Origin of the sequence: Micromonospora maritima (assembly GCF_902825405.1) — a bacterium.
GTDB classification, from domain to species: Bacteria; Actinomycetota; Actinomycetes; order Mycobacteriales; family Micromonosporaceae; genus Micromonospora; species Micromonospora maritima.
The window spans coordinates 1-8,707 of sequence record NZ_CADEAU010000220.1; the positions used below are offsets into that span (position 1 = coordinate 1).

8 protein-coding genes and 1 pseudogene are annotated in these 8,707 nt (G+C 71.9%); 2 read left to right on the forward strand and 7 right to left on the reverse strand.

The genetic code is table 11. The features are described 5' to 3' along the window. Positions 1-314: GNAT family N-acetyltransferase (locus HUW36_RS19150; RefSeq protein ID WP_174529430.1), on the forward strand; the 314-nt coding region annotated here is incomplete at its 5' end. Positions 315-316: 2 nt separating this feature from the next. On the opposite strand, the gene HUW36_RS19155 is transcribed toward HUW36_RS19150, so the two are convergent. From HUW36_RS19155 to mshB, 3 genes are all read right to left on the reverse strand, one after another. Next, positions 317-781 (reverse strand): hypothetical protein, encoded by a 465-nt coding sequence (locus tag HUW36_RS19155; RefSeq protein ID WP_174529431.1) that lies wholly within the window; start codon positions 779-781, stop codon positions 317-319. Between the two features lie 85 nt (positions 782-866). Next, complete coding sequence (locus HUW36_RS19160) at positions 867-1,361, reverse strand: hypothetical protein (RefSeq protein ID WP_174529432.1); 495 nt, start codon at positions 1,359-1,361, stop codon at positions 867-869. After that, a complete protein-coding gene (mshB, locus tag HUW36_RS19165) occupies positions 1,358-2,281 on the reverse strand; it encodes an N-acetyl-1-D-myo-inositol-2-amino-2-deoxy-alpha-D-glucopyranoside deacetylase (protein ID WP_174529433.1) in 924 nt (307 codons plus the stop codon). The genes HUW36_RS19160 and mshB overlap by 4 nt, the downstream gene beginning before the upstream one ends. Before the next feature lie 87 nt (positions 2,282-2,368). Here mshB and HUW36_RS19170 point away from each other — a divergent pair, with 87 nt between their 5' ends. After that, the gene (locus tag HUW36_RS19170; RefSeq protein ID WP_174529434.1) at positions 2,369-4,513 is read left to right on the forward strand and encodes a prolyl oligopeptidase family serine peptidase; all 2,145 of its coding nucleotides are present in this window, start codon (positions 2,369-2,371) and stop codon (positions 4,511-4,513) included. A gap of 93 nt (positions 4,514-4,606) precedes the next feature. Here HUW36_RS19170 and HUW36_RS19175 read toward each other — a convergent pair whose 3' ends face one another. The 4 genes and pseudogenes from HUW36_RS19175 to HUW36_RS19190 all read right to left on the reverse strand — a co-directional run. Further along, positions 4,607-6,349 (reverse strand): ABC transporter substrate-binding protein, encoded by a 1,743-nt coding sequence (locus HUW36_RS19175; RefSeq protein ID WP_174529435.1) that lies wholly within the window; start codon positions 6,347-6,349, stop codon positions 4,607-4,609. Positions 6,350-6,463: 114 nt separating this feature from the next. Further along, the gene (locus HUW36_RS19180; protein ID WP_174529436.1) at positions 6,464-7,450 is read right to left on the reverse strand and encodes an ABC transporter permease; all 987 of its coding nucleotides are present in this window, start codon (positions 7,448-7,450) and stop codon (positions 6,464-6,466) included. An 11-nt stretch (positions 7,451-7,461) separates the two neighbouring features. Beyond that, the gene (locus HUW36_RS19185; protein ID WP_174529437.1) at positions 7,462-8,469 is read right to left on the reverse strand and encodes an ABC transporter permease; all 1,008 of its coding nucleotides are present in this window, start codon (positions 8,467-8,469) and stop codon (positions 7,462-7,464) included. After that, a pseudogene (locus HUW36_RS19190) lies at positions 8,466-8,707 on the reverse strand (hypothetical protein); the annotation flags it as partial. The gene HUW36_RS19185 and the pseudogene HUW36_RS19190, both read right to left, overlap by 4 nt.

Sequence of the window (8,707 nt, forward strand, 5' to 3'; positions counted from 1 at the left end):
GGCACGTGCTCACCGCCGTGGCGCGGGTCCGCTTCGCCGAGCTGCGGGTCGACGGCCGGCTGCTCGCGGTGGGCCGGGGCACCGTCACCGGCGAGGGACGCTGGCTCGGCGTCAGCCTGCTGGAGGTGCTGCCCGAGGCCCGTCGGCAGGGGTTCGCCGCGGCGGTCGTGCACGCCCTCGCCGCCTGGGGTGCGGCCGAGGGCGCCACCCGCGCGTTCCTCCAGGTGGAGCAGCGCAACGTCGGCGCGGTGGCGCTCTACCGCCGGCTCGGTTTCACCACCCACCACACCTACCTGACCCGGGTCGCCCCCTGAGGTCAGCGGCGGACGATCCGGCGCGGCCGGGACACCTTCATCTCGGCGTACCGCTTGAGCTGGCGGGAGCGGTGGTCCCGGCCGAGCGCGGTGAGGGTCAGGTAGCCGACCAGCACGCCGGCCAGGGCGGCCGCGAGGTAGAGCCAGATCTGGGCGAAGAAGAGACCGGCGCCCCCGCCGAACGGGTTCTCCCCGACCAGCAGCGGGCCGACGAACACGGTCAGCGCCAGCGCCGCGACCACCCCGACGGCCAGGTCACCGGCCCAGTGCCCGAGCGGCCGGTCGGCACCCCAGCGGAACGACGTGCCCGCCAGGATCAGCCCGATCACCAGGAACATCACCAGGGAGACCCGGCCGGAGGCGGTGTCGTCGTCCGGGAACGCGAACCGGATGACCAGCCGAGCCACCACGTTCACCGCGAACAACGCGGCCGCCAGCACGCCGACCGCACGCCACCTCTGAGCCATCGCACGCCTCCCGCCGTACCACCCGCCCCCACGGCGGGCCTCTGGCAGGAATGTCTACCACCGCCACCTGTGCGGCGTCAGCACCTCACCGGGAGGCGGCCGGCGGCACCACGATCTGCCGGAAGCCGAGCACCGCGAAGGTGACCGCGCCGGCGACGATCAGGGCCAGGCCGAGCACGTTGTCGCCGGCCAGCGCCAGGTCCCCCTCGGTGGTGCGAAACCCGCCCACGACGATCACCAGGAACCACGGCAGCGCGGCCAGCGCCACCGCCCACCGGGTGCCGGTCGACCGGTGCGCGAACGAGCCCAGCAGCACCGTCGACGCCACCACGGCCGCGATCCCGGCGACCACCAGCCCGACGCCGACAAGCGCCTGGGCGCCGCCGGAGCGGCCCTGCACCGTCTCCCACGCCCAGGTCGCGAAGATCAGATCGAGCAGCGCGGCCAGGACACCGGCCCACACCGTCACCACGCCGCCGGCCACGCGCACCGCACGGTCGAGCGCCCGCTCGGCGCGCGACGGCGGCGCGGGCGGCTGCGGCTCGGGAAGGATCGACACGGGTACGGCGGGCAGCGTCACCGGAGACCGGCCGCCGCGACCGGGGCGCGGTCCGGCCCGTCCAGGCCCAACCCGGCGAACAGGTCGTCCTCCCAGCCGTACGGGCCGGCGCCCGGGCCCTTCGCGCCGACCGCGAGCGTGAAGTATTCCACCCCCATGAACTCGGCGCCGAAGTTGCCGGCGATCGAGTAGAGCCACGAGTTGGCCGGGATCTGGGTGGCGTGGGCGCGCATCGCCGCCTCCTTCCCGGCATGCTGCTCGGTGGCGTCGATCCGCGCCGCGATCTGCGCGTCCGGCGTGCCGAAGGGCAGCTCGTCGACGTCGTCGATGCCGGCGAAGGGATTGTCCGACGACTCGGTGAACGCCTCCAGGCCGGCGTCCAGCACGCTGCGCGGCATGGCCGTCCAGTAGACCTTGTCCGGGGCGATCCCCTCGGCGGCGGCCAGCTCCACCCCGCGCATCGCCACCCGGTGCGCCTGGATGTGGTCGGGGTGCCCGTAGAAGCCGTTCGGGTCGTACGTGATCACGACCTGCGGGCGGACCTCCCGGATGACCTCCAGCAGGTGCCGGGCGGCCTCGTCGAGGTCGGCGCGCCAGAACGCCCGCGGGTGGTCGTTGGTGGCCAGCCCCATCATCCCGGAGTCGCGGTAGCGGCCGGCGCCGCCGAGGAACCGGTGGTCGGTGACGCCGAGCGCGGCGCAGGCCGCCGCCAGCTCGCCGATGCGGTAGCCGCCGAGCTGGTCCGCCTCGGCGGCACAGAGCTGGGTCAGCTCGGGGACGTGGATCTCGCCCTCCTCGCCGAGCGTGCAGGTCACCAGCGTGACGTGGGCGCCGGCCGCGGCGTAGTGCGCCATCGTCGCGCCGGTGCCGATCGACTCGTCGTCGGGATGCGCGTGGACCAGCAGGAGGCGTCGGTCGGGCAGGGTCGTCACGCCCGTCACTCTAACCGGCGGTCCTGCCCGCTCGGCGCTCATGCGTCCGCCCAGGTCGGCCACATCACGCCCGGCACCCGCCTACGATCTGCAGGCGTGGACTTTCCCGAGCTGGCCGCCCGTACCCGTCGGTTCAGCCACGGGGCGCCGCGCGCCGTCTCCGTCGCGGGGGACGGCTCCCGGGTGCTCTTCCTGCGGTCCGCGGGACCGGAGGACCCGGCCGACGCACTCTGGCTGCTCGACGTCGACAGCGGCGAGGAACGCCTGGTCGCCGACCCGGCGGTGCTGCTGGGCACGGACGCCGAGCCGACCCGCCTCGCCCCCGGCGAGCGGGCGCTGCGCGAGCGGCTGCGCCTCAGCTCCGGCGGCATCGGCTCGTACGCGCTGGACGCGGCCGGAAGGGTGGCCGCGTTCGCGCTGGCCGGACGGCTGTTCCGGGCCGACCTGGTGCACGGCGACGTGGTCGAGGTCGCCGCCGTGGGGCCGGTGATCGACCCGCGTCCCGACCCGGCCGGCGAGCGACTGGCCTACGTCACCGACGCGGCCGAGGGCGTCCGCCGGGGCCAGCTGCGGGTCGTCGAGCCGGACGGTACGGACAACCTGCTCGCCGGCGAGGACAGCGGAGTGACCTGGGGGCTGGCCGAGCACATCGCGGCCGAGGAGTTCCACCGCTACCGGGGCTACTGGTGGGCGCCGGACGGGCGCAGCGTGCTGGCCGCCCGGGTCGACGAGTCCCGCCTGCCGCGCTGGTACCTGCACGACCCGGCCGAACCGGCGAGCCCGCCGACCTCGCTGGCGTACCCGGTGGCCGGCGGACCGAACGCGGAGGTCAGCCTGCACCTGCTCGACCTCGACGGCGGCTGGGTCGACGTGCACTGGGACCGCGAGACCTACCCCTACCTCAGCTCGGTGGACTGGGCGGACGGCGGGCCGCTGATCACCGTTCTGCGCCGCTCGCAGCAGCACGGCCTGGTGCTGGCGGTGGACCCGCGCACCGGGGAGACGCAGGTGCACGCGGAGCTGGCCGACCCGCGCTGGGTGGAGCCGATCCCCGGCACCCCGGCGCACCTGCCCGACGGGCGGGTGCTGGTCGGCGGCGAGCTGGCCCACGACGGGTACGACGCCCGCTGCCTCTTCGCCGACGGGACCCTGCTCACCCCACCCTCGCTGTACGTGCGGCGGGTGGTCGGGCGGTTGCCGGCCGGCCCCAACACGGCGGCCGACCTGCTGGTGGAGGCGAGCGAGGGCGAGCCGAGCCAGCGCCACCTCTACCGGGTACGGACCACCATCGGCGGCGGGATGGACGCCCGCCGGATGGGCAGCGACCCGGGCTGGCACACCGCCGCGATCGGCGGATCCACGCTGGTGGTGGGCATCGCCTCGCTGGAGCACCCCGGGGTGCGCTGGCGGGTGTGGCACGGCGACCGCGAGGTGGGCGAGCTGCGCTCGCTGGCCGCCACCTGCTCGTACGCGCCACGGCCGACGCTGGTCCGGGTGACCGACCGACGGCTGCCCAGCGCGGTGCTCTATCCGGTCGAGCACGTCAAGGGCACGCGGTTGCCGGTGCTGCTGGACATCTACGGTGGCCCCGGCCACCAGGAGGTGATCGCGGCCCGCGGCGCCTGGCTGGAACGGCAGTGGTGGGCCGAGCAGGGCTTCGCGGTGGTGACCATCGACAACCGGGGCACGCCGGGCATCGCGCCGTCGTTCGAGAAGGCGATCCACCGCCGGGTGGCCGACGTGATCCTGAGCGACCAGGTGGACGCGCTCACCGCGCTCGCCGGCAAGCACCCGGACCTGGACCTGGAGCGGGTGGCGGTGCGCGGCTGGTCGTTCGGCGGCTGGCTGGCCGGGCTGGCGGTGCTGCGCCACCCCGAGTTGTTCAGGTGCGCGATCGTCGGCGCGCCGGTCACCGACTGGGCGTTGTACGACACCGCGTACAGCGAGCGCTACCTGGGCATGCCGGACGACGGGATGGACGTCTACGCCCACCACTCGCTCGTCGAGTTGGCCGCCGAGCCGCTCGGCGACCCGACGCAGGCCCGGCCGATGCTGCTGGTGCACGGGCTGGTGGACGACAACGTGCTGGCCGCGCACACGCTGCGGCTCTCCGCCGCGCTGCTGGCCACCGGTCGTCCGCACGCGGTGCTGCCGCTCACCGGCGCGAGCCACCTGGCCGCCGGCGGGGTGTCCGAACGCCTGCTCCGCCTGGAGCTGGACTTCCTCCGCCGCCACTTGTAAGGAAGGGCCCCTTGTTAACGCCTGCGGTAGAGGAAGGGCCCCTTCTTAACGGCGCGCGTTAAGAAGGGGCCCTTCCTTCAACTACGGGTGCGGCTACTGCTTGACGAACGCGTTGACGAAGTTCGGGTAGCCGAACACGGACGAGATGAAGACCCCGCCGGCCTTGGAGCCGTGCACGTTGTACGCCACGTCGACGTAGAGCGGCACCACAGGCGCGTGCTCCTTCATGATCCGCTCGTCGAGCTTGCCCCACTCCGGGCCCTGGTCGGCCGGGGGCATGGCCAGGATCCGGTCCATCTCGGCGTTGATCGCGTCGTCGTTGAAGTACGACTGGTTGCTGTTGCCCTCGGCCTTGATGGTGCGGCCGTCGTAGAGCACCGGCAGGATCGACGCGCCGCTCGGCCAGTCCGCGGCCCAGTTGCCGATGTAGAGGTCCCAGGGGTTGTTCTTCTTCTTGACCTCGTCCAGCTTCGCGTCGTCCGGGATGTTCCGGACGGTGATCTTGAAGCCGGCGCGCTCCAGGTTGCCCTTGAGCTGGACCGCGATCTGCTGCTCGTCGGTGTTGTCCGCGACGCCGAGGACCAACTCCGGCGTCTGGCCGCCGAGCAACTCCTTCGCCTTCTCCGGGTTGCCGTTGGCACCCGCCGGATAGGCGTCGTACGCCTTGTAGCCGATGGTCGACGGCGGCATCAGGGTGGTCATCGGCTGGGCGACGGTCTGGCCGCCGAGGGCCTTGACCAGGCCCTCCCGGTCGATCGCGTAGTTGAGCGCCTGGCGGATCTTCAGGTCCTTGACCCGCTGGGTGTTGATCACGAGCTGGTTGGCGCTCGGGGTCGGGGACAGCAGCGTGCGGGACTTCAGCGCCGGGTCACCGGCCACCTTGGCGACAAGCGCCGGCGGCACCGAGTTGAACGCCAGCGCGCTCTGGTCCGCGCCGTTGTCGGCGATCACCCGGTTGTTGGCGGCGTCCTGGGTCGGGCCGAAGGTCCAGACGAACTGGTCCGGGTACTGGTGCCGCACCGGGTCGGTCTTCGCGTCCCAGTTCGGGTTGCGGTCCAGGGTGAGCTGGACGCCGACCTGGTTCTTGGCGATCTTGTAGGGGCCGGACGAGAACGGCTTCTGGTCCAGGTTGACGCCGGTGTCCTTCTCCGGCTTCAGCGGCGCGGTGGTGGGCAGCGAGACCGCGAACGGCAGGTCGCAGCGCGGCTTGGCGAACTCGAAGCGCAGCGTCTTGTCGTCCGGCGTGGTCAGGCCGGGCGGCAGCGACGTCTTGTTCTTCTTGAAGTCCCACTTGGTGTCGAACTGCGCGGTGTCGGCCAGCCACTCCTGGATGTAGGTGGGGCCGCCGGTGAGGTCCGGGTCGAAGGAGCGGGCGATGCCGTACGCGATCTCCTTGGAGGTGATCGGGCTGCCGTCCTCGAACTTCACCCCGTCCTTGATCGTGAATTCCCAGACCTTGCAGTCGTTGTTGACGTTCTTGCCCGGCGTCTCGGCCAGGTCGCCCACCAGGACCAGGCCGCCCTTGCCGTCGTCCTTCCACGTGGTCAGGTAGCGGCTGAAGAGCGGGTTGGCCATCAGACCGGCGAACGAGTACGTCCGCTGCGGGTCCAGGTGGGAGATGGGGGTCTCCCGGATGATGGTGAACGTGCCGCCCTTGGCCGCGCCCTCCACCTCGGCCGCCGGTCCCTGCGACTCCTTGGGGTCGGTCGCGATGACCCCGGTCTGCTGCCGGTTCGCGTCCACCTTGGTGCCCTCGCCCGTGTTCTCCGAGCAGGCGCCCAGCCCCACAATCAGTGCGATGGCGCCGCCGACGGCGGCCGCTGCGCGTGGTCGCATGTCCTACCTCCTCCACCCGTACGCCTGGCGCATCCGCCGACGTCCCGAGGATCGTAAAGAAGAAAAACTACGAGTTGTGTAACAGTTCTCGATAAATTTCGTCGGACCGGCTGGTCAGCCGAGCCGTACCCGGGGGTCGATCACCGCGTAGAGCAGATCCACCACCATGTTGGCGAGCACCACGAAGACCGCCGCGATCAGCACGGTCGCCATGATGGTCGGCAGGTCACCGGAGCGGACCGCGTCCACCGCGGTCCGACCCATCCCGTTCAGGCCGAACGTCGTCTCGGTGATCACGGTGCCGCCGAGCGCCCCGCCCACGTCCAGGCCGGCGATGGTCACCACCGGCGTGATCGCGGCCCGCAGCGCGTGTCGCCCGTAGACCTGCGACTTGGCCAGGCCCTTGGCGCGGGCGGTGCGGACGAAGTCCTCCGACAGCGTCTCCAACATCTGCGCCCGGGACAGCCGGGCGTAGATGGCGGAGAAGAGGAAGGCCAGCGCCAACCAGGCCAGCACCAACCCGCTCGTCCATTTCAGCGGGTCGTCGAAGAGCGAGGTGTAGCTCGGTACCGGGAGCAGGCGCAGGTTGTAGACGAACACGATGAGCAGCACCGCGCCGACGAAGTAGAGCTGCAACGAGGCGCCGGTGAGCGAGAAGCCGATCGCCGCCCGGTCCAGCCAGCTGCCCCGGCGCAGCGCGGAGAGCATGCCCAGGCCGACGCCGAGCAGCAGCCACAGGATCGCCGCCGGGATGACGATGCTCAGCGTCACCGGCAGCACCCGGGCGATGGTGTCCGAGACCGCCTCGTTGGAGACGTACGACCAGCCGAGGCAGGGCGCGTCGCACCGGCCGCCCTGGGCGCTGCCCAGGTCCCGCCCGGTGACGATGCCCTTCATGTAGCCGGCGTACTGGCTGATCAGCGGGTCGTTCAGGCCCAGCTCCTGGCGGACCCGTTCCAGCCGCTCGGGGTTGCAGTTCTTCGGACACATGCCGGTGACCGGGTCGCGCGGCAGCGCGAAGAACATCAGGAAGCTCAGCACGCTGACCGCGAAGAGCGTGAGCGCGGCCGAGAGCAGCCGGCGGATGAGGAAACGCGTCATGGGCCGGCCTCCTACCGGGACGACTTCGGGTCGAGCGCGTCGCGCAGCGCGTCGCCGAAGAGGTTGAAGGCGAACACGAGCGCGAAGATCGTGATGCCGGGGAAGAAGACGTACGCCGGGTCGGTCTGCAGGTAGTCGAGACTGCGGTAGATCATCCGCCCGAAGCTCGGCGTCGCGTCGGTGAGCCCGACACCGATGAACGACAGCGCCGCCTCACTGGTGATGTACTGCGGCACCGCCAGCGAGAAGGCGACCAGGATCGGCGCCCACACGTTCGGCAGCAACTGGCGGAACAGCATGTGCCCCAGCCCGGCCCCGCTGGCCCGGGCCGCCTCCACGAACTCGCGCTCGCGCAGCGCGATGATCTGACCCCGGACCAGGCGGGCGGTACTGGTCCAGCCGAACAACGCGAAGATCGCGATGAGCACGCCGATCTGGAAGGACGCCGGGACGGCCTCCCGCTGGCCGTAGAAGCGCAGCGCGACGGTCGGCATCAGCGCCAGCGCGATGATCAGGAACGGCATGGCCAGGGTCAGGTCGGTGATCCAGTTGATCACCGAGTCCAGCCAGCCGCCGAGATAGCCGGCGAGCGTACCGAGCGTCACGCCGATGACGGCGGTCAGCACGGCGGCGGCGAACGCGATGAACAGCGACGTCCGCAGTCCGTGGACCATCCGGATGAAGATGTCCCGACCCAGTCCGGGCTCCAGCCCGAACCAGTGGTCACCGGTGACGCCGCCGGCGTATCCCAGCGGCATGCCGTAGCCGTCGAGGCGGCTCTGGAACTGCTCCTTCGGCCCCACCCCGTACAACGCCTCGATCAGCGGCACGGCCAGCGCGACAAGTACGAAGAAGACCAGCAGGGCGCCGCTGACCAGGGCGGTGCGGTCACGCCGGAGCCGCGCCAGCGCGAGTTGGCCGGGTGACCGGCCGACGAACTCCTTGTCCCGGCGCTCGTCGCCGTCGTCGGGCGACTCGATCTCCGCGAGCGCCACACCCTCGACCGGGGACAGACTCATTCCGCCACCTCCTTCAGTTCCGGGGTGTCGCCGCCACGGACCACCGCCGGCTCGACGGCGGCGCCGCGGTTGGCCGTCGCCGGCGCGACCGCATCGCCACCGCCGACCGTCACCGGTTCGGCGGCGTCCACCGGTCCGCCTTCGGGGTGGTGGCAGGCGGTGAGTTGGGTGCCGTCGTTGCGGGTGACGAGGGCGGGTTCTTCGGTGGCGCAGCGGTCGGTGGCTTTCCAGCAGCGGG